The organism is Lentzea sp. NPDC004789 (assembly GCF_053601075.1).
On the sequence record NZ_JBSGBE010000005.1, the window covers coordinates 444,394 to 464,243 of the forward strand.

Genomic DNA, 19,850 nt, shown 5'->3' on the forward strand with positions numbered 1-19,850 from the left:
CTGGACGGCATGAGCGCGAAGCCGATGTCCCGACTTCTCCGGCGGGTGTTCCCGTGTCGCAACAAGCTGGCCGACGTCGGCGACCGGGTGGAGGGAGCGGTGCTGGCGGTGGCGGTCGCGGTGGCGCTGCTCGCCGTGCCCGTCACGGCCACGATCGGCTCGGAGCTCTACACCGCGAAACGCGACCAGGTCGCGGGCCAGCAGGCGAGCCGGCACGAGGTGGACGCCGTGCTCGCCGAGAACGCGCCCACCGGTGAGCAGAACGAGGTGCTGGAGACCGTGCCGGTCAAGGCGAGGTGGAAGCTGCCGGACGGCACCCCGCGGCAGGGCGAGGTGCCGTCGCACCACGACCTGAAGGCGGGCACGACCGTGCGGATCTGGGTCGACGCGACCGGCGCGCCCACCGACCCACCGCTCACCATGGCCGGTGTCGCCGTGCACGCGGTGGTGATCGCGTTCCTGGTGTGGACCGCGATCGTCGAGGCCATGGCGTTGCTGTACCTCGCGGTGAAGTTCACGCACACGCGAATCCGGGCGCGACGCTGGGCAGCCGAGTGGGCCCGCGTCGCGCCCGAGTGGACCGGACGCTGAAACCGGTCACCGCAGCCAGGAGTTGGCCTGCACCACCGGCAGGCTCGCCCACCACCGCGCAACGCCCCACGTGGCACCGGACGCCGTGGCGGCCAGCGCGATCAGCACCAGCGCGTAGACCACGTGGTAGTCGATGACCGGGTTGGTCGACATCGTGGCCGCACCGGCGGAAGTCCGTTGCGCGGGCGGCCATTCCGCGGCCCACATCAGCAGCATCATCAGCGTGCCGGCCACCGCCGAGACGCGCAGGCCGATGCCGAGCGTCACCGCCACGCCGATCGCGAGCAACCCGGCCATGAACAGCACGTCGGCCCACCACGCCCCGGCCCACGCGTGGAACGTCGACTCGAACGGCCCCACGTCGACCCGGCTCAGGAAGCCCTTGGTCGGCGAGCCCCCGGAGAACCACGCGTTCTTGGCCGGTGTGGCGTAACCGAGGCCGAAGGCCTTGTCCAGGAACGCCCACAGGAACAGCAGTCCGGTCGCGATGCGCAGGACCGCCAGGGACGTCGCGGCCGTGCCGGTGCGGGCGCGGATCGGAGTTTCTACAGCGGACATCGTTACCTCCCAATGGTTTCCTGGCTTCGAGTCTGCTCAGGGAAAGGAGGCGTGGCTGCGGTCCGAGGTCCCTTCGGCAGGAGGGCCGGAACGCCCGGTCCGGCTATGTCCCAGGGCGGTGGTCCTGGAGTTCCGCGATGGTCCGGGTGAGCCACTCGGTCAGCAGGGTGCGTTCGGCGCCGGTGAGCGCCGGAAGCCGGGGCAGCGCCGCGCGGAACGCCACCGCGACGCCGATGGGCGTGGGGTCGAGCTCTTCCGGCGCGGAGATGAGGATCTGGCCGAGCACCGCTTCGAACAGCGCGTCGGAGAGTCCAGGATCGCGATGGTCCTCAGGCCGGCCGAGCGACGCGAGCACCGCGCCGCTGCCCGCGGCGTGGATCAGGTCGACCGCCCGCTCCTCCGAGACCTTCAGCAGTCCGGCGGCCGCCACCCGTGCGACACGGGCGCGCAGCACCTCGGCTCCGGCGCTGGTGGCGGGGGAGGGCCGGCGGCGGCCCGGATCGGCGAGGAGCAGGAACACGTCGGGGTGGGCGAGGTTGAAGGCGAGGTGCTCGGACCAGGCGGCGCGCAGGTCCTCGACCGGGTCGCCGTGCTCGTCGGCGGCCTTGGCCGCCTTGGTGGCGACGTAGTCGGCCATCACTTGTTCCGCGACCGCCTCCAGCAGGCCGTCCTTGTCGCCGAACAGCCGGAAGATCGTCGGCGGCGGCACGGCGGCCTCCTGGGCGACCGCGCGGGTCGTCACCGCTCGGGCGCCGCCGGTGCGGAGCAGATGGGTCGCGGCGGCGACGATCGCGGACCGGGTGTCCGTGGGCGAGTCCGGCATGGATCAATGGTATCAGGATCTTGATATCAGTGGTTCGAATCGGTGGTAGCGTTGTGGCGAATCACTGGTTCACGCTGGAGGAAGTCATGATCATCGTTACCGGGGCCACCGGACGGCTGGGCCGCATGATCGTCTCGAAGCTGCTGGAACGCGTGCCTGCCTCGGCGGTCGGCGTGAGCGTGCGCGATCCGGGCAAGGCCGCGGGGCTCGGGGTCCGGGCGCGGGCGGGCGACTTCACCGACCCGGCGAGCCTGGAGCACGCGTTCGAGGGGGCGGACCAGGTGCTCGTCGTCTCGGCGGCGATCCGGGGCCCGCAGGCCGCCGGGGCCAACGCGGCCGCGATCGACGCCGCGGTGCGCGCGGGTGCTGGACGGGTGTTGTACACGAGCCACCAGGCGGCCTCGCCCGGCTCGTTGTTCGATCCGGGACGGCAGCACGCGGCGACCGAGAAGCACCTGGCCGACCAGGGCGTGGCGCACACGGCGCTGCGGCACGGGTTCTACGCGAGCACGTTCGAGCTGTACGTGCCCGACGCGCTGCGGACCGGTGAGTTCCGGCTGCCGGAGGACGGCCCGGTCTCGTGGACCGCGCACGACGACCTCGCCGAGGCGGACGTGCTGGCGTTGACGCGACCCGGCGCGCTCGACGGGGTGACGCCACCGCTGACCGCGCCCGAGATGCTCGACTTCGCCGACGTGGCAAGGGTTCTCGGGGAGATCACGGGGCGTGCGGTCAGGCGGGTGGTGGTGGACGACGAGGAGTGGAAGGCGGCGGCGGTCGCGCGGGGTGTGCCGGAGGCGGCGGCCGAGTTCACGCTCGGGATGTTCCGGGCGGCGCGGGCCGGTGAGTTCGCGGTGACCGATCCGGCGCTGGAGGAGTTGCTCGGGAGGCCGGCGATCTCGGCACGCTCGGTGTTGGAGCGCCTGGTGGGCTGACGTGTGGCGCGCGGCGGCTGGGCGCTCAGCGCGCGGCACGGGCGGCGCGTTCGGACAGTGCGGCGAACGCCTCGCGCAGGGCCGGCGGTCCGACCACCTCGACCTCGGCGTCGAAGCGCGTCAGGTTCGCGGCGAGCGCCGCCCACGACCACGACCCGGTCAGCAACCGGGTCCTGCCGGGGCCGGCCTCCTCGGCCGTGCCGTCGCCGGCGAACGGGGCCACGTCGGCCAGCGGCAGATCGAGGACCACCTCGCCGCGGCAGGGCCAGGCGTCGACGTTGCCGGAGCCCTTGAACCGCGCGGACAGGAAGGCCACGACGTCACCGCCGGGCACCTCGCGGGGCGTGAAACGCGGTCCGCTGGGCACGCGGGGCGTCATCCGGTCGACCCGGTACGTCCGCCAGTCCTCGCGGTCCGGGTTCCAGCCCACGAGGTACCAGCGGCCGGCGCGGACGACCAGGTGGTGCGGCTCGACGCGCAGCCTGGTCTCCGGCCGGCCGGGCGTCCGGTAGTCGAACCGGAGCTCCTCGCACGCGCGAACGGTGCTGCTCAACGAAAGCAGGAGATCGGTGTCCACCTGGGTGCCGGACGGCGCGGCCGGTTCGATCTGCAGGGCGTCGATGCGCTGCCGCAACCGGGACGGCATGACCTGTCGCACGGTGGTCAGCGCGCGTGCGGCGGCCTCCTCGATGCCCGCCCCGGTGCCGACGGCGATCCGCAACGCCACCGCGAGCGCGACCGCCTGCTCCTCGTCGAACAGCAGCGGCGGCAGCTGACTGCCGGCTTCGAGCCGGTAGCCGCCGTCGGGGCCCTTGACCGCGTGGACGAGGTAGCCGAGCTCGCGCAGGCGGTCGACGTCACGGCGCACGGTGCGTTCGCTGACGCCCAGCCGTTCGGCGAGCAGCACGCCCGGCCAGTCGCGGTGGACCTGCAGCAACGACAGCAGCGACAGCAGACGGCCCGAGGTCGTGGTGGAGGCGGCGATCGGCATGTTCTCAGCTTGGCACGAGTAGCGGACGTTCCCTGTCCGCTACCGCTGACAAGGTCCCTCTCATGTCACTCAACGCAGTCACCCACCTGAACTTCCGCGGCCAGGCCAGGGAGGCCCTGGAGTTCTACCGCTCGGTGTTCGGCGGTCAGATCACCGTCATCACCTACGCCGACTTCGGCATGCCCGCCGAGGTGCCGGGCGCGAAGAACGTCGTGTTCGGCGAGGTCGTCGCCGAGAACGGCTTCCGCGTCATGGCCTACGACGTGCCGGGAGCCGGCGAGCCGCTTCCGACGGGTGCGCCCAGCACGCGCCGGGAGAACGGCACCACCATCACCGAGGAGCGGTTCTTCCTGTCCGTGCGCGGTGAGAGCGTCGACGAGGTCACGCCGATCTGGGAGGGCCTCGCCGACGGCGCCGCGGTGATCGAGGCGTTCGGCCCGGCGCAGTGGGCGCCCGCCTTCGGGATGCTGACCGACCGGTTCGGCGTCACCTGGATCGTCGACGTCGCGGCCCAGTACCAGGCCTGAGCACCGCGGGGCGGGGTGCGCCCGCACCCCGCCCTGAAGCACCGAGAGGAACCACCCGTGCACACCTGCCGTCCGCCGGCGGGATGCACCGGGTGCCGCGGCACCTGACCGACGAACGCGAGCACGACGCCGGGCTGTCGTTTGCCCCACCTGGCGTTGGGTTTCGCACCCCATCGGCCCGCGCACACCGAACACCATTGCCTCGTCGGCGCCGCGGTCAGTAGCTTCGTCCTCGTGATTTCGGGGGCGGTTTGAGCGGCAGCTTCGCACCATCACCTCGATCGCGGTCAGGTTCACTCCAGGGGGAGGTGTCCGCTGATTTGGCTCTCGATGACCGGGCGTTCAGGACAACTTCGGAAAACCCGCCCGACGCTCAGATCGTGCGGGTTCCGGTGTTCGTTCTTCATTCGGCCGATTCGCCGCGGCTCAACGGCATCGATCACAACCACGTTCGTACGCTCGCCGAGGGCTTCCGCCGATCTCCGCAAATCGCCGGACAACGGGCGTCATCGATGGAATGCACCGGCTCACCGCCGCCCGTTCGGCCGGCCGCCAAAGCATGGACGTTCAGTTCTTCGACGGCAGTGATGCCGACGCATTCCTGCTCGCTGTCCACGCCAACGTGACGCATGGGCTTCCGCTCACCCTGGCCGAGCGGCGCTCGGCGGGGTCGCCGCCACTGCCGGCCTGGCCGCCAAGACCGTCGCGGCGATCAGGAGCAGGTCGGCCCTGCCGGCGTCTCCGGTGCGGGTTGGGCTGGACGGCAGGGCCAGGCCGATCAACGCCGCTCAGGGGCGGCGGATGGCGAGCAGGGTGATCGCCGACCGGCCGGACTCGTTGTTGCGCCAGATCGCCAGGGAGGCCGGCATCTCCCTCGGTACCGCACGGGCCTGAAGCGCGGGCCGGCTGGGCAGTTCCGGCTCAGGACAGTGCGGCCAGCGGCCCCGCGGTCGCGGCTTGCGTGCGCAGCGGATCGAACCGCAGCAGAGACTCCCGTGTCCGGCCGGTGGTCATCGCTGCCGCGATGGCCTCGGTGAGAGCCGGCGCCCACTTGAAGCCCCGTCCGCCGAGGCCATATGCGACGAACAAGCCGTGGTCAACCTGTCCGATGAACGGCTGTCCATCGGCGGTGATGTCGAACTCGGATTCGGTGACCAGCCGCGGTCGTGTCGTGGCGAGCCGGCTCAGGCGGGTGCCGGCGGCGACTTGCAGCGCGTCCAGAAAGCGCTGCCCGCGGTGGTCCGTGCGCAGCGTGCCCAGGATGCCGCCGGGGAACGGGCGCAGCAGCAGGCCGTTGGCCAGGTCGACGAACGCGGGCATGGCGGCTGTGTGCCCGTCGAACGCCCCCATGCTCACCGGCTGGCGGTGGACCTGGCGGCGGGTCGCCGGGTCGGGCAGCAGCGTCGGTGTGTCCGCACCCGCGGCCAGCAGGACGACCGCGGCCCGCGCTGCCGGCCCGTCGGTGAGCAGCGTCCAGGAGCCGCGGGTGCGGTTCACCGACCGTACCCTGGCCTGGCGGAGCGATCCGCCCGCACGAAGAAATGCCCGGATGATCGAAAGCACCATGACGCGCGGGTCGGCGCATCCGGAAATGGGCTCGTACCAGGCGACGCCCGCACCTGGGCGGTACCCGGCCGGTACCGCGCTGGGATCACACCGGCGGGGTGTCGCCGCCGAGTCGCGACCGGCGACCAGCCGGCTCGCCCGGTTCGCCGAGTCCACGGCCTCCGGCGGGGTGACCACCACGACGCCGCAGCGCACCAGGGCGGTCAGCGCAGGCGTTGCCCGGTCGCTCCACCGGCCGTACCAGGCGAGGCTGTCGGCGGCCAGTTCCGGCTCGTCGCAAACAGTCCGGATGACCGCGGCCGACGCCGCGGTCGTGCCGCCCAGCCACCGAGGGCTGAGCAGGACCACCCGATGTCCCGCCGCCTGGAGCCGCCACGCGGTGAGGGCTCCGACGATGCCCGCACCGACGACCGCTACGTCGCTGCTCAGGACGGACTGACCTGCGGGCGGGCGGACTCGGCGTACGCGACGATCCCCGACCGCGTGCCCCACCAGTCCGCGTTCAGGGCCTCGTCCTCGAACGGAATGGCGAGGTGCTCCTCCAGCAGCACGAGCAGCTCCAGCTTCTGCATGGAATCGATTGCGCCGGTCAGGTCCTCATCGGCGGAGGGCTCGTACCCGAGGACCTCGCGCAGCGATTTGCCGACCTGCTCCGCTACGCCAACTTCCTCTCCTGCCACGGCCGTGTCCTTTCCCCGCGAACGCATTGTTTTGAATGGCACGCTGAGCCAACACCCGCGAGGGCGGCGAAAGCAAGCGCACGGTTTTCCGGCCTGGTGGCAAAAAACGCAGGCGCGCGAATCAGTCGCGAGTCGATACCATCGGCCTCGCTCGCGGAGAGAGGCGACTCTTACGTCATGCTGCCCGTCTGTGTAACCGAAGTGCGCCCGTTCACGACCGATGACGGCTTGCGGGTCCTGGCCGTCCGGATAGCGCCAGACCGATTGTCACCGGAGGCGGCGAACCTCGTAGGTCTCATCAGTGACCGGACCGCGGACAATTCGCTGGCGCTGATCGGAGAACAGCCGGTGTTCGCCACCACGCCGTACGAGGCGGAGATCGTGCTCGCCGAGCTGGCCTCGGGCAGCGGGTACCTGCACGGGATGGGCCGGTTGCCGGAACGTCCCGTGGTGATCGACGTCGGTGCGCACATCGGTCTCTTCTCCCTTGATGTGCTGCGCCGCCACCCGGACGCGAAAGTCATCGCGGTCGAGCCGTTCGCACCCTCCTACGCGGCGCTGGCCAGGAACCTCGCGTTGTATCAGAACCGGGCCGAGCCGTTGGCCGTCCACGCGGCGGTCGGTGATCGGCCCGGCCGCACCGAGATCCTGGGATGCCGGGGCGGCAGCATGCTGGCCTCCACCCGTGACGGTGACGATCTCCGGACCTTGGAGCAGACCCGCGCCACGCTGGCCCGGTCCGTGCCGCGGGTCCTGGGTCGCGGACCGTGGGGGCGGGAGGTGGCCGACGGGGCCGCGCGGGACGCCCTGGACGGGCTGTTCGCCCCGGCGCGGGCGTCGGTGCCCCAGGTCACCGTCTCGGAGCTGGTCGAGGCGCACGCACTGCGCCGGGTGTCACTGTTGAAGGTGGACGTCGAGGGTGACGAAGCGCGGGTGCTGGCCGGTGTCGACTCGGCCCACTGGCCGCTGATCGACGCGGTGGTGGTGGAGACGGACCGGTCGGCGCTCGCCCAGGTCTGTGCGATCCTCAGCCGGCACGGTCTGGTGCCCACCGTCAGCGAGCCGGCGTTCACCTCCACCGCTTTCGCCCGCGACTGCCGGATCGTACGAGCGCGGCGCGGTGCGGTGCCGGCTGCGACACCGCGTCCGGAGCCGGTGCCGGCCGCGGCGCGGTACGGCCCCGCGGTGGCGGAGATCGCGGCTCTGCTCGACCAGCTCCACCAGCTCGGCAGGCGGATCTGGCCAGAGGGCCACCTGCTCGTCGACGCGCGAGCCGACCCGCACGCGGCTCCGTTGTCCGAACCGTGGTTGGAGCGCGGTTTCCGGCTGGGCCTGTCCCACGGCCGGGCGTGGGCGCGCCACCTGTTCGCGGAATACCCGTTGCCGGTCGGCTCCGACACCGATCTGCCGTCGGCGCTGACCCGCGTGGTCGGCGGGGACTGGCGTTCGGCGGCCGGGCTGCTCGGGCGGTATCCGGTCGCCGACGTGGTGGCCGCCCGGATGGCCGCACTGCACTTGATCCACCGCGCGGTCCGGCTGACGTTCGATCCGGGCGGAGGGGTGGACGTGCGAACCCGGGCGGACGACTGATGAGTGGGAATCACTTCGGAGAGGAGCAGCAATGAGCGAGGCCGAAGCGCCGCGACAGCGGCGCTACGAGGTGGTCCGCAACGTCGAGGGGCAGTACTCGATCTTCCCGCACGGCCGGGAGGTGCCCGCCGGCTGGGAGGCGGTGGGAGTGTCCGGCTCGGAGGAGGAATGCGTGAGCCACATCGACGAGGTCTGGACGGACATGACGCCGTTGTCGGTTCGGCGCCGGCTCGAGGAACGGGCCGCCGGTCGTTGAGCAGCCGGTGTGCAACCGCGGTCGCGTCGCGGTTGCACACCGGTCAACCGGGCTCTCCGGTCATGCCCTCCGTGACCACCACCAGCGCGCTTCGGGCATTTCGCACAGCGGTCAACGCCGGATCGGCCGTCGCAGCGGCGAGATCGCGCAGGGCGAGCAGGCCGGCGAGGCCGGCGGCACCGGTCTCACCGGCCGGTATCCCGTGGGTGTGCAGAGCCTCCTGGGCGGTTCGGCACCAGCCGTCGCGGATGGTGACGAAGCCGTCGGCGGTGGCCGAGAGGTCAGGCCACGCCGCGCAGGACAGCCGGCCCGCGTTCAGGCCGACCATGATCGACTCGAAGTCGGACACGATCTGTGCTGGCGTCGTCCGGCCGACCGACGCGAAGGCGCACCCGGCGTCGCTCGGCTCCACTCCGCAGAGGAAAGGCCCGGCCGGTGCGCGGTGCCGGAAGAACCTGCCCGCGGCGGCCGCCAGCCCCCCGACGCCGATCTGGACCGTGACCAGGTCGGGCCAGTGGTCACCGGTGCCGGCGAGCGCCTCCTCGATCTCCCAGAAGATCGTTCCGTAGCCGTCGATGACTGCCCGGGGAACCGCCTCGTCGGCGGTGAACGCGGTGTCGGAGACGAGCACCGCGTCGGGCGTCGCCGAGGCGAAGCCGGCTGCCGCGCGCACCGCCTCGTCGTAGGTCGGCGCGTGTGCATCGACGTCCGCGCCCTCGGCGCGGATCGCGGCGATCCGGGCAGGCGCGGCGTCGGCGGGCAGGAACACCTTGGCGCGGCAGCCGAGCCGGCGGCCCACTCGTGCCACCGCGCGTCCGTGGTTGCCGTCGGTGGCGGCCACCAGCACGGGAACGGCCGGTCGCGCGGCGAGCCGGGAGAGCGCCACCTGAGCCGCCCACGACGCGCCGAGGATCTTGAAGGCGGGCAACCCCAGCCGATTCGTCTCGTCCTTGACCCACAACCGCTCCAAGCCCAGCTGCCGGGCGTATTCGGGCAGCTCGTGCAGCGGCGTGGCGGCATACCCGGGAAGACCGCGGTGCCAGTCGTACGCCTCGCGGGTGGGCTGCTCCGGCGTTCCGCCGGCGAGGTGGTTGACCACGAAGGCGGGTGCCGGGCGGTCCCAGCCGGCCTGCTCGCGGCGCAGCCGGCTCACGGGACGAGAAACTGACGGTCGTCGAGGTCCTGCGCGGTGGTGGTGAGCGCGCCGTCCTCATCCCGGCTGACCGCGACGGCGCCGTCGGGGATGTACTGCACGACGTACGCCTTGCGCGTCGATCCGCTCCGGTTCGGGTACGTCATGTGGGTCGTGACCGAGGAGAAGACGGCCATGCTGCCGGCGGCCAGCGGGACGGAGACGGTCTCGGCCGGGTCCTCGTCGAGGCAGACCCAGCCGTGCTCGCTGGGCCAGTGCCGCAGAGTGCCCCTCCTGTGCAGGCCGGAAGCCACCGCGAGGCAGCCGTTCTCCTCGGTGGCGTCGGTCAACGCGATCCAGCACGTGATGTACTGCTGCGGCTCGATGAACGTCTTGCCGTTGTCCTGGTGCCAGGCGAACGCCTGGGAATGCGCAGGGCTCTTGTAGACGGCCTGCTCCCAGAACAGGCGGACCTGTCGCCCGAGCAGGTCCGTCGCCACGTCGGCGAGGACTCCGGTGGAGCAGACCTGGCGGAGCCACGGCGAGCGCACCACCAGGTTGGACGCGATGGTGAAGCCGGGCTTGTCGCCGCTCGTACGGCGATCCAGCACCGCGTTGATCCGCGTCTGGATCGGATCGATCTCCGCGGTCATTCGCGCCACGGCATCCTGGTCGTAGGCGTCCTCAACAACGAAGAACCCGCGCTCGCAATACGAGTCGACCTGCTCCTGGGTGATCCGCCGGAACGGTCCTTCTGGCCGTTGCCAGCGGAAGTCCGTGTTGAATTCGTGGGGGCCTTTGTCCGCCATGTCACCCAGTCTCTCCGGCAATCGGTGCACGGGCAAGGACGGTGGATGGGCACGGATTGAAAGTTGATCGCCGGCAAAATCGGACGCTGGTCGGAAAAGCTGCGCGCACATAGGCTCCGCTGGCACGATCGGCGATGGCGGGCGGCGACGCGTGGGGGCGGATGACGATGAAGGTGGCGCTGCTCGGAGTGGGTTATTGGGGTGCCAAGCTCCTGCGCAATCTGGTCGGCCTGGTAGGTCCCGACAACGTCATTGCCGTCGATTCCGATCCGAGTCGGCTGGCGTGGGTGCGCCGGCACTACCCGTCGGTGATCTGCCGGTCCGACCTGGACGGTGCCCTGGCGGATTCGGACGTCGAGGCGGTGATCGTCGCGACGCCGGTGAAGACCCACGCCGACTACGTCCGGGCGGCACTTGAGGCGGACCGGCACGTTCTGGTCGAGAAGCCTTTCACCACGTGCACCGCGCAGGCGGTGGAACTGGCCGAGCTGGCAGATCGGCGCGGGCGGGTGCTGATGGTGGGACACACCTTCCTGTTCAGCCCTCGGGTCCGGTGGATCGTCCGCCGGCTCAACACGACGGGGATCGGCAAGCTGCACTACCTGATGTCCTCGCGGCTGAACCTGGGTACGCACCGCGATGACGCCAGCGTGCTCTGGGATCTGGCTCCGCACGACGTCGCGATCGTCCTGCGGTTGCTCGGGGAAAGCCCGGCGACGGTCCGCGCCAACGCGCGCAGTGTCATCAACTCCGGGATCCCGGACGTCGCATTCGTGGATCTGACGTTCCCGTCCGGGGTCATCGCCTCCCTGGCGGTGTCCTGGCTGGCGCCGCGGAAGGTTCGCAATCTCGTCCTCGTCGGCGACGAAAGCATGATCGTGTACGACGACACCGACCAGGATGAGCCGGTGAAGGTGTACGACAAGGGAATGGCGCTGGAACCGTCTCCGGATTTCGGTGCGGACCAGCTCACCTACCGATATGGGGACACGGTGGCGCCGCACATCGCCGTACAAGAACCGATCATGGAACAGATAACGCATTTCATCGAATGCGCCGAGTCAGGAAAGCGGCCGATTTCCGATGGCTGGTTCGGGGTTCGCGTGGTGGCCACGCTCGAGGCCGCGGACCGTTCCTGGCACGACGGCGGCCGGTCGGTCGCGGTGGACTCGGTAACCGCGGGCTGACCGGACGGACATCCGGTGTTCGACTGCGGAAAGTCTGCGGATGAACGTCCTCCGGGCGATCACCACCGCCCGGAGGAATCGTCGGAACAAGCGGGCAGCGCGTGCCGCCGCGGCGACACGCCCAGTTAGCCGATTCTCGGCTCGAAGGGTACGGACAATGACAGACACTCGGACCGAAGACCGGACCGACGCGAATGTTCGGGCATCGGCACCGGAGCCGTTCGCATCTGCTCGACCGCCGTCGGCGTTGACCCGGGATCGGGCTCTGGGCCTGGTGCAGGGACTGCTCGCCGACGGCATCCTGGACCCGACGGACCTGCGAGCGTACGTCCCGGCCGTCGAGGATCCGTTCGAGCCGGAGGCGTTGCGGCAGGAGTACGAGTCCTGGTTCCGAGCCAGCGGAATCGAGACGGTCACCGGCCGCAAGTTCTCGCTCGGCCCCTGCCCGTACACCCGGGAGGAGCTCGTGCAGGCCGCGGCCGACGGGTGGATCCCGGTGGTCTCGCCCCAGGGCCTGTCGTTGGAGGAGACCGCGCGGACCTTCCACTGCGACACCTGGGCCACCTCGGACCCGCTGGTCACCGCACCGGCGGAGGAGGAGGACCTGTGGTTCCTCACGTCCGGCCGGCTCGTTCCGGACGACCCGAACGTGTCCGCACGTGAGCTGCGCCAGAAGTACGACAAGGACGGTTCGCTCGGGCTGAGCCTGCAGCGGTACATCATCCTGGCGGCCCGGCTGCGTCATCTCACCGGCCAGCCGGCCGACTTCCGCTGGTGGGTGTGGATCATGCGCGGCCGGTACGACCGTTCGGGCTTCATGATCGCCGGTTTCGACCCGAACAACCGGTTCAGCGTGCACGCCTGGATGCCGCAGTTCCGGGCCAGTTTCGTCGGCGCCCGGCCGATCAAGATCTGCCCGCGGATCGCCGGACCGTCCGACCGCGCCACCGGGAACTGACGCCCGCGGCCCGAGCGGATCGGAGAACCGAGGCCCTGGGATCCGCTCGGGCCGCCGGCCTACTTGACCGCGACGAGGAGCTGCTCCAGCACATCGCGGGACAACGGCTGGTCGAGCAGCCGGGTCAGGTTCACGTGCAGGAATTCCTGCACGTCCGGGCCGGCGTCCTCCAGAGCGTGTGCCACCGTGCCGGCGGTGAAGTTCAGCCACGAGACGATGGCGGCGGTGAAGATCCCGAGGTCGACGTCCACAGCCGCGGACATCCCCTGCCGGTAGGCGGCGACGATGGCGCCGGCCGCCGCGGTGTCGACGCTGCCGTCGGCGATGAAGCACCACTGGACGAGTACGTAGCCGAGTTCCCAGAGTGGGGGGAGTGCGCCGGCGTGCTCCCAGTCGAAGACCACCGGGCCCGCGTCGCCGGTGTCCCGCACGTTGCCCGGGACCAGGTCGCAGTGGCAGAGGACGGCCGGAGGATGCTCGCCGGTCTGCACGGCGGAGCCCAGATCGAGGAGGACGGGCACGGTCTCGGCCAGGGCCGGCGCCCATTCGTGCCCCGCGTCCCGTGCTCGCGAAAGCAGGTCGGACCAGTCCTCGGCGGCCGGCGGCTCGGTGAACCAGCTGGACACCGGTCCTGGTGGCGGCAGCGCCAGCCCGTGCAGGCGAGCCAGCACGGCTCCCATCGACTCCGCCAGCGCGGGTGGCACGGGCGGCACGGGTGCGGGGCCGAGGTCGTACCACTCGTACACGCGCCAGACACGGCCCTCGACAGTCGCCGCGAACTGCCCGTCGGCGCCGGGTATCGGCCGCGGAAGTGACAGACCGGCGGCCATTGCGGCCTTCTGCAACCGCACGTCGACCGTGACGCTCTCGGGGTCCGCGTCGCCGAAGAGCGACTTGACCGCCCAGCGCCCCGAATCCGTGCGCAGCAGCCAGACCTGGCCCATCACGCCGCGATCGACCGACGTCATCGGACCCGCCGCCGTACCCAGTCCGAAGTGGACGGCCACGGCGTTGGCGAGGTCTGCCTCCGGATCGTTCTGGGATGTCACCGCGTCGCCCACATTCCTCTGTCCGCGAGCCGCTCATCCAGGCGGCCGGTCGTGGGGCGGATCCTATCCGTGGATCTTCGCTCGCGCGGTTCCGCGATCTTCGGGCGTTCGCGTCACGATGCCAGCGCGTGGACGGCGTCCACCGCGGTAGCCGCGCCACGCAGGCTTTCGTCCGTGTTGCGCGCCGCCGCGGCCGCACGGGACATCCGGTCGTCGTCGAGCATCTCGGCGAGGATCGCGGACAGCCGGCTGGGACGCAGATCGGTCAGCGCGCCGTGCACGCCGGCGCCGAGCGCCGCCAGCCGGTCCGCGTTGTACCGGCGCTCGTAGTGCCGACCTGGTACGGCCAGGGCCGGTACTCCGTAGTGGAGCGCGGCCAGGGCGCTGCCCTGGCCGCCGTGGAAGATCAGCCCGGCCGCCCGGGACATCAGTCGTTCGAACGGCAGATACGAGAACAACTCGGCACTGGCTGAGCGGCGCCCGGCCGGCCCGGCGCCGCGGGCGACACACCAGACGACGGCGCCGACGTTCGCGGCGGCACGCTCGAGGGCGCCGATCACCCGCTCGGTGCCCCAGGGCGCGGAGCTCGCGTACGCCAGCACCAGCCGTTGCGGAATGCTCCGCCGCCAAGTGGTGTCGTCCGGCATCGGGTCACGCAGATATCCCGTGTAGACGGTTCGGGGAGTGCCGCGGAGCTCCGGCTCGAAGGCCGGGTAGGACGAGGCCAGCTGCAGATCAGCGTGCCAGGACACCAACTCGACGGCTGAGTCGACGGCGAGGCCGCAGCCGTCCGCCGCCAGTGCCCTGGCGAGGTCGTCCAGCTGATGGTCGCCGCGGGCCTGGGCACGCGGATCGGTGCACCAGGACGCGCAGGAGGCCAAGGGGATGCCGTGCCTTCTCGCGGTGACGGGTGCGGTCAACCGCATGTGCGACACCAGAACGTCCGGCCGCACCGACCGGACGGCCTCGGCCTCCGCTCGCAACACCGCGGTCCAGAATCCGGGTTCGTCGAAGCCCAGCGCCGTGCAGGCGTCGTACAGGCTGTCGATGGGACCCGGTGAACGTCTTGGTTCCGCGCCCGGGCACGGCACGACCTCGAAGCCGCGCCGGGTCAGCAGCGCATCGGTCGGCGGGCAGGCGTGGAAGACGACGCGGTCGCCCCGCCGGCGGCATTCCTCGGCGATCGCCGCCAGCTTCAACGTCGATCCCCAGGTGCCGGAGGTCGACGGATACGGCAGGAACAGAACGGTTTTCATCGTGTTCGCCCGACCATCCTCATTGGTCACGACCCGCTCGATTCTGGGCGCGTTCGCGCAGCCCCGGCAAGAACCGCGCCGCACGTGCAACCGCGGGCTGTCCGCAGTTGGTCGCCCTGCTGAGCACCGCTGTACATCATCCGCGACCAGCTCCTAGCATTCCGGTTGATGGACGCCGGGCCGGATCATGGGGCCCTGGCCACGCCTCCAGCACGCCACAGAGCCCCCGCCGTGAACGCGACGACCGTCGGCCTGGCGCGCGCCAACCCGAGCACCGGGTTGCATCCGTACCCATCGAGAGGACGTACGGCCATGGCTGACGACCGCGTGCCCGAGGTGTCGTTGCGCGACGAGGAGCGAACGGCTCTGCGAGAGCAGGGCTACCTGGTGCTGCGCGGGGTGTTGCCCGATGAAGCGCTGCAGCCGGTGCGCGATGCCCTGTCGGAGGTCGTCGACCGGTTCGCCGTCCAGTGGCGCGACGAGGGTCTGATCAGCGAGCTGCACGAGGACGCGCCGTTCGAAACCCGATGGGCGCTGATCCGGCGGCAGTTGCCCGCACTGCGTCCGGTGACCTGGCGGCGGGTCCTCGTCAGCCGGGCCATGTTCGACCTCTGGCGCCGGCCGGAGCTGACCGGGCGGATCCGCAGCGTGCTCGGCGACGAGCTGTGGGCGCACGACACCTGGAACGGCCGCCCGCGTGAGCCGCACGCTCCCGTGCAGAAGATCAAGTGGCACCAGGACGCCTTCTACCTGCGTGGCTGGGAGCCCGCCGACGGCGACGTCCTGACCTGCTGGACGCCGCTCGTGCCGGTCGACGCCACGGCGGGGTGCCTGCAGATCATCCCGGGGTCGCATCTCCAGGGCACGATCGCGCCCGAGTTCGACGCCTACCACAACAAGAACGTGTCGGTGTCCCGGTTGGGTGACTTCGAGCCGGTGACCGTGCCCGCCAGTCCCGGCGACGTCGTGGTCTTCACGCAGAGCACGGTGCACCAGGCCCTGCACAACGAGTCGGACTACGTCCGCTGGACGGTGGACATCCGCTTCGGCGCCGACGGCCCCGCCATGCGGGAGAAGGCGAAGGGCGGGTTCCTGTGCCGCACGAGCGGGGACAGGTCCCGGCTGACCACGTACGAGCAGTGGGCGGCCAAGTACGACGTCAGGAACGGCGCGTTGAGTTCGCAGCTGAAACTCATCGACGCCGCCGCCGCCCGCAGCGGCGACATGGCGCGGGACATCACCACCTACTGAGGTCCGGACGTTGGAGGTATGGCATTGCGCATCGCTGTCGTCAGTCTGGGATCGCGCGGCGATCTGTATCCGATGCTGGGAATCGGGCGTACGTTGCGCGACCGCGGCCACGACGTCACGGTCTTCGAGCACGCCGAGTACGAGGGCGATGTGACGCGGACCGGTCTGCGCTTCGTGGCCCTGGGACCGGGTAGTGCGTGCCAGGACGTGTTCGAACGCTCGGGCGACACCGCTCGTGCGCTCGCCCAGCTCATCCGCCGGGTAGCGGTCCCCAACGCCGCCGCGTCGGTGCGCGCGATTCTCAGCGACGGACCGTTCGACGCCGTGGTCGCCCATCACTTCCAGGTCGCCGGCCAGTTGGCGGCCGAGCTGCTCGGCGCGGCGTTCATCTCCGTTGCCGGCCGCGACATCGTCGACCTCTACTACCCGCCGGCGGACGCGCCGGAGGCGGAGCGGGCGGCCGCGGTCCGGACGCTGAATCTGGTGGATCGCCTGGGTTCGCCGCCGCTCAACGTGGTCCGCCGGGAGCTGGGACTACCCGAGCGGCAGCACGCCAGCACGCTCGGCAGCCTCTCCGCCAGTGGCGTCCTGATCCTCTGTCCGGCGCTGTTCGGCAGCGGTGGGGAGTCCTGGCCCGCGCACTTCCGGGTGGCCGGTTACCCGGCCTACTCCGGCAGTGACAACTTCGGGGTTCCAGCGCACATTCAGGCCTTTGTGGACCGGACCGAGCTGGGGCCGCTGATCGTCTGCTCTCTGGGCGACAGCTGGGCCAACGACTATCCGCCGACGACGGCGAACCTCGCCGTCCTGGCGGAGCGGGACGGTTTCCGCGTGTTGTACCTCGTCTGCCGCGGGCGGGTGGCCGCGGCGGGGGAGCGCTGCCTGGTCGAGGGGTTCGCGCCGCTGGAGCACATCCTGCCGCGGGCCGATGTCATCGTGCACCACGCCGGCCGGGGCAGCCTGATGACCGGCCTGCGCGCCGGCGTGCCGTCGTTGATGATCCCGCACTGGCTGGACGGGTTCGAGAACGCCCGCATCGCCGCTGACCGCGGTGTGGGCCGCACGGTGGCGCCCGACCTGGGTCTCGAGGAAACCGCGAAGGAGCTGGCCGAGGTGCTCACGAATCCGGCGTACCGGGAACGAGCGCGCCGCGCGGCCGAGTCGATCGCGCGCGATCCAGATCCGGGACTGGTCGCCGAGGAGCTCCTGCTCGCCGAGGCCGGGGCGGGTGCGCGATGAGGGTGGTGGTGGCGGGCAAGGGATGGCTGGCCGTCCGCGGCGCCCGGCTGCTGGCCGCCCTGATCGCGGTGAGCGGGCGGGACGCCGTGGTGGAGGTGGTTCGCAACCGCAGCGAGTCGGGCCGCGACACCTGGCTGCCGTCGCTCGTGGCACTGGCCGAACGCCGAGGCTGGCCCGTGCACGACCGGTTGGAGAAGGCGGAACTGGGCCCCGGCGACATGTTCCTCTCCCTGCAGCACGATCGTGTCGTCGACTGCGCGGCGCTGGGTGGCGCCGCCGCGTACAACCTGCATTTCGCGGCCCTGCCGCGGTATCGGGGTAGCCTCGCCGCCGCCCTGCCGGTGCGGCACGGCGAGACCGCGGTGGGCGTCACGCTGCACGTGTTGGTCCAGAAGGTCGACGCGGGTCCGATCATCGCCAGGCGGACGTTTCCGCTGCCGGTCTTCTCCTCGGCGTACGACCTCTACCGGGCCTACCACGACCACGGCTTCGAGCTGTTCAAGGAACACGCCGCCGCGTTGCTCGACGGCGCCGTCCAAGCCGAGCCTCAGGACGAGGCGTTGGCGACCGTCTTCTCGAGGAAGGCGATCGACTTCTCCGACAGCGAGCTGACCGACCTCGATCGCGACGTGGATGAGGTGCGCGACTGGTGCCGGTCGCTCATCTTCCCGCCGGAGCAGTATCCGACGTACCGCGGCCGGTTGATCGCGTCGTGCTTCTCGCTGCGGTGGGGACGCGACGGCGTCGGCGGCTACTCACCGGGAACGGTGGTCCACGAGGACCCCGACCAGGTGATCCTGTCCTGCCGCAGCGGCGAGCTCGGTCTTGAGTTCGTGCCGCTCAGCTCCTGACCCGCGGCGCCGTCGAAGCACCCCGAGGAGGCGCGGCTGATGCGGATCGTCGTCCTGGGCGGCACCGGCTTCCTCGGGTCGGTGGTCGCGGAGCACTTGGCGCGTGCGCACGACGTGGTCGCGGTCGGGCTGCCGGGTTCGGGTGTCGGCGGTCCACCCGCCGTCCGCCTCGTGGAGAGCGACCTGCTCGTCGACCCGAACGCGGCCGCGATGTTGCTGCGCGGTGCCGATGCCGTCGTGTACGCCCTCGCGCCGGCCGGACCGCGTGGCGGCAGTGGACGACTGGTCACCGCCGCGGAGAGCCTCGCCACCGCGGCGGCAGCCGCCGGCGTGCGCCACTGGGTTCATCTGAGCAACGTCAGCGTGTACGGGTCGGTGGACGGCTGGGTCGACGACAGCACCGCGGTGGCGCCCGACTTCGAGCTGGGCTTCACCACCGTGCGGATGGAGCAGGCGACGCGGCGTCGTCTCGCCGAGGCCGGCGCCGCCGCGACCTTCCTGCGGCTCGGGCCCGTCTTCGCGGACGACGCCACCCTGTCGGGCGTCTCGGTGTCCTATGTGGACCCTGGCGTCAACTGGCAGAGCCATGTGTGCCGGCACGACGTCGCGACCGCCGTCGCGCTGGCGCTGGCCGGTCGGCTCCCGGAGTTCTGCGTCGTCTCGGACGGTGCACCGTTGCGCGCGGTGCAGGCCGCTCGGCTGGCCGCGGTCCGCCGCGGCGTTGCGGCGCGCCCGGTGCCCCGCGCGACCGCGCTCCGATTCGGCGAGAACGCGTTCGGGGTCCTGACTTCGTCGGTGCGGGCGCGTCCGGTGGCGCTTCTGGCCGCGGGCTGGCGCCCCACCGTCGTCCTCAGCGAAGCGCGGCGATGAGTTCCGGTCGCAACCGCTGCACGAGGCGGTGAGCGCGCAGACAGAAGGCCATGTGGCTGGGTGGCGTGGCGGCCTGCGGCGAGTCCGTGCCGACAGCCGACAGGATGCCGGCGCGGAGCTTGCTCAGCCGGCGCTCGATCGCGTCGACGATCGGCACGCGGTCGGCCAGCCCGTAGGCGTCGCAGAGCAGGCGCAGGCGCCTGGGGCGGTCGGCCATCCGCACGTCCGGGTCGAACGGGACGAAGGAGACGGCCGCCCAGGCCAGATCCCAGATCCGCGAACCCGGCGCGGCGCCGTCGAAGTCGATCATCCCCCAGGGCAGCCCGTCCACGAACGTGCAGTTGTACGTGGCGAAGTCGTTGTGACAGATGACCTCGCCGCTCGGCTGCTCCTGGAAGAACGGGTCCCAGCCCTCGACCGTCCCGGCCGGGAACGTGGCGACCGCGTCGTGGTAGCGGCGCAGGAGTTGCGCCGCGGCGACGACCACGTCATCGCCGCCGGACCAGCCGCGGGGCGCGGACGGCACCTGGCCGGGAAGGAGGGTCAGCAGCTCCCGGCCCTCGCCGTCGACGCCGAGAACCCGCGGCGCTCGGTCGAAGCCGACCGCCTCGAGGTGGCGGAGCAGCGCGTGAACCGGCGGGGTCCAGAAGCCGGTCGAACGACGCACGACGTCACCGCGAACCTCCACTGTGGACATCGTGCCGCCGGCCAGCGGCTGCCACGTCGGCATC

At 71.3% G+C, this 19,850-nt stretch carries 22 protein-coding genes; 12 read left to right on the plus strand and 10 right to left on the minus strand.

Annotation, left to right across the window (positions count from 1 at the left end; genetic code table 11):
• Positions 1-9: 9 nt before the first annotated feature.
• Entirely contained in the window at positions 10-591 is a 582-nt protein-coding gene (locus tag ACWEIJ_RS15000; protein ID WP_449837724.1) for an Rv1733c family protein, read from the plus strand.
• A gap of 6 nt (positions 592-597) precedes the next feature.
• On the opposite strand, the gene ACWEIJ_RS15005 is transcribed toward ACWEIJ_RS15000, so the two are convergent.
• Both ACWEIJ_RS15005 and ACWEIJ_RS15010 read right to left on the minus strand, forming a co-directional pair.
• Positions 598-1,149 (minus strand): hypothetical protein, encoded by a 552-nt coding sequence (locus tag ACWEIJ_RS15005; protein WP_449837725.1) that lies wholly within the window; start codon positions 1,147-1,149, stop codon positions 598-600.
• A 103-nt stretch (positions 1,150-1,252) separates the two neighbouring features.
• Positions 1,253-1,972: a TetR/AcrR family transcriptional regulator gene (locus tag ACWEIJ_RS15010; RefSeq protein ID WP_449837726.1), complete on the minus strand. Its 720-nt coding sequence runs from the start codon at positions 1,970-1,972 to the stop codon at positions 1,253-1,255.
• 86 nt (positions 1,973-2,058) lie between these two features.
• On the opposite strand from ACWEIJ_RS15010, the gene ACWEIJ_RS15015 reads away from it, so the two are divergent.
• Positions 2,059-2,907, plus strand: coding sequence for an NAD(P)H-binding protein (locus ACWEIJ_RS15015; protein WP_449837727.1), 849 nt, complete (start codon positions 2,059-2,061; stop codon positions 2,905-2,907).
• A gap of 25 nt (positions 2,908-2,932) precedes the next feature.
• On the opposite strand, the gene ACWEIJ_RS15020 is transcribed toward ACWEIJ_RS15015, so the two are convergent.
• Positions 2,933-3,898, minus strand: coding sequence for a helix-turn-helix transcriptional regulator (locus ACWEIJ_RS15020; RefSeq protein WP_449837728.1), 966 nt, complete (start codon positions 3,896-3,898; stop codon positions 2,933-2,935).
• A 62-nt stretch (positions 3,899-3,960) separates the two neighbouring features.
• Here ACWEIJ_RS15020 and ACWEIJ_RS15025 point away from each other — a divergent pair, with 62 nt between their 5' ends.
• Both ACWEIJ_RS15025 and ACWEIJ_RS15030 read left to right on the plus strand, forming a co-directional pair.
• Positions 3,961-4,425, plus strand: coding sequence for a VOC family protein (locus ACWEIJ_RS15025; protein WP_449837729.1), 465 nt, complete (start codon positions 3,961-3,963; stop codon positions 4,423-4,425).
• A 308-nt stretch (positions 4,426-4,733) separates the two neighbouring features.
• Complete coding sequence (locus tag ACWEIJ_RS15030) at positions 4,734-5,051, plus strand: hypothetical protein (RefSeq protein ID WP_449837730.1); 318 nt, start codon at positions 4,734-4,736, stop codon at positions 5,049-5,051.
• A 295-nt stretch (positions 5,052-5,346) separates the two neighbouring features.
• On the opposite strand, the gene ACWEIJ_RS15035 is transcribed toward ACWEIJ_RS15030, so the two are convergent.
• Both ACWEIJ_RS15035 and ACWEIJ_RS15040 read right to left on the minus strand, forming a co-directional pair.
• A complete protein-coding gene (locus tag ACWEIJ_RS15035) occupies positions 5,347-6,483 on the minus strand; it encodes an NAD(P)/FAD-dependent oxidoreductase (RefSeq protein ID WP_449837731.1) in 1,137 nt (378 codons plus the stop codon).
• Positions 6,417-6,671 carry a hypothetical protein gene (locus tag ACWEIJ_RS15040; protein ID WP_449837732.1) on the minus strand — a complete coding sequence of 85 codons (255 nt, stop codon included), beginning with the start codon at positions 6,669-6,671 and terminating at the stop codon, positions 6,417-6,419. Before ACWEIJ_RS15040 ends, ACWEIJ_RS15035 begins: the two co-directional genes overlap by 67 nt.
• A gap of 348 nt (positions 6,672-7,019) precedes the next feature.
• Here ACWEIJ_RS15040 and ACWEIJ_RS15045 point away from each other — a divergent pair, with 348 nt between their 5' ends.
• Both ACWEIJ_RS15045 and ACWEIJ_RS15050 read left to right on the plus strand, forming a co-directional pair.
• A complete protein-coding gene (locus tag ACWEIJ_RS15045; protein ID WP_449837733.1) occupies positions 7,020-8,261 on the plus strand; it encodes an FkbM family methyltransferase in 1,242 nt (413 codons plus the stop codon).
• 31 nt (positions 8,262-8,292) lie between these two features.
• Positions 8,293-8,517 carry an MbtH family protein gene (locus ACWEIJ_RS15050; RefSeq protein WP_449837734.1) on the plus strand — a complete coding sequence of 75 codons (225 nt, stop codon included), beginning with the start codon at positions 8,293-8,295 and terminating at the stop codon, positions 8,515-8,517.
• A 43-nt stretch (positions 8,518-8,560) separates the two neighbouring features.
• Here the strand turns inward: ACWEIJ_RS15050 and ACWEIJ_RS15055 are convergent, their stop codons facing one another.
• Together ACWEIJ_RS15055 and ACWEIJ_RS15060 are read right to left on the minus strand one after the other, a co-directional pair.
• Complete coding sequence (locus ACWEIJ_RS15055; RefSeq protein ID WP_449837735.1) at positions 8,561-9,670, minus strand: pyridoxal-phosphate dependent enzyme; 1,110 nt, start codon at positions 9,668-9,670, stop codon at positions 8,561-8,563.
• Positions 9,667-10,458 (minus strand): phytanoyl-CoA dioxygenase family protein, encoded by a 792-nt coding sequence (locus ACWEIJ_RS15060; protein ID WP_449837736.1) that lies wholly within the window; start codon positions 10,456-10,458, stop codon positions 9,667-9,669. The genes ACWEIJ_RS15055 and ACWEIJ_RS15060 overlap by 4 nt, the downstream gene beginning before the upstream one ends.
• A gap of 134 nt (positions 10,459-10,592) precedes the next feature.
• On the opposite strand from ACWEIJ_RS15060, the gene ACWEIJ_RS15065 reads away from it, so the two are divergent.
• Positions 10,593-11,645: a Gfo/Idh/MocA family protein gene (locus tag ACWEIJ_RS15065; RefSeq protein ID WP_449837737.1), complete on the plus strand. Its 1,053-nt coding sequence runs from the start codon at positions 10,593-10,595 to the stop codon at positions 11,643-11,645.
• 247 nt (positions 11,646-11,892) lie between these two features.
• The gene (locus tag ACWEIJ_RS15070) at positions 11,893-12,603 is read left to right on the plus strand and encodes a hypothetical protein (protein ID WP_449837738.1); all 711 of its coding nucleotides are present in this window, start codon (positions 11,893-11,895) and stop codon (positions 12,601-12,603) included.
• A gap of 59 nt (positions 12,604-12,662) precedes the next feature.
• Here the strand turns inward: ACWEIJ_RS15070 and ACWEIJ_RS15075 are convergent, their stop codons facing one another.
• Positions 12,663-13,652, minus strand: a complete 990-nt coding sequence (locus tag ACWEIJ_RS15075; RefSeq protein WP_449837739.1) for a phosphotransferase — start codon at positions 13,650-13,652, stop codon at positions 12,663-12,665.
• Positions 13,653-13,765: 113 nt separating this feature from the next.
• A complete protein-coding gene (locus tag ACWEIJ_RS15080; RefSeq protein ID WP_449837740.1) occupies positions 13,766-14,908 on the minus strand; it encodes a glycosyltransferase in 1,143 nt (380 codons plus the stop codon).
• 312 nt (positions 14,909-15,220) lie between these two features.
• On the opposite strand from ACWEIJ_RS15080, the gene ACWEIJ_RS15085 reads away from it, so the two are divergent.
• Genes ACWEIJ_RS15085 through ACWEIJ_RS15100 form a run of 4 tightly spaced genes read left to right on the plus strand, consistent with a single transcriptional unit; the run spans position 15,221 to position 19,119 of the window.
• Positions 15,221-16,159 (plus strand): phytanoyl-CoA dioxygenase family protein, encoded by a 939-nt coding sequence (locus tag ACWEIJ_RS15085; RefSeq protein ID WP_449837741.1) that lies wholly within the window; start codon positions 15,221-15,223, stop codon positions 16,157-16,159.
• 18 nt (positions 16,160-16,177) lie between these two features.
• Complete coding sequence (locus ACWEIJ_RS15090; protein ID WP_449837742.1) at positions 16,178-17,398, plus strand: glycosyltransferase; 1,221 nt, start codon at positions 16,178-16,180, stop codon at positions 17,396-17,398.
• On the plus strand, positions 17,395-18,249 hold the full coding sequence (locus ACWEIJ_RS15095; RefSeq protein WP_449837743.1) for a formyltransferase family protein: 855 nt from the start codon (positions 17,395-17,397) through the stop codon (positions 18,247-18,249). The genes ACWEIJ_RS15090 and ACWEIJ_RS15095 overlap by 4 nt, the downstream gene beginning before the upstream one ends.
• 39 nt (positions 18,250-18,288) lie before the next feature.
• Complete coding sequence (locus tag ACWEIJ_RS15100; RefSeq protein ID WP_449837744.1) at positions 18,289-19,119, plus strand: NAD-dependent epimerase/dehydratase family protein; 831 nt, start codon at positions 18,289-18,291, stop codon at positions 19,117-19,119.
• Here ACWEIJ_RS15100 and ACWEIJ_RS15105 read toward each other — a convergent pair.
• Entirely contained in the window at positions 19,100-19,849 is a 750-nt protein-coding gene (locus ACWEIJ_RS15105) for a phosphotransferase (RefSeq protein ID WP_449837745.1), read from the minus strand. The genes ACWEIJ_RS15100 and ACWEIJ_RS15105 overlap by 20 nt on opposite strands.
• Between the last annotated feature and the right edge of the window lies 1 nt (position 19,850).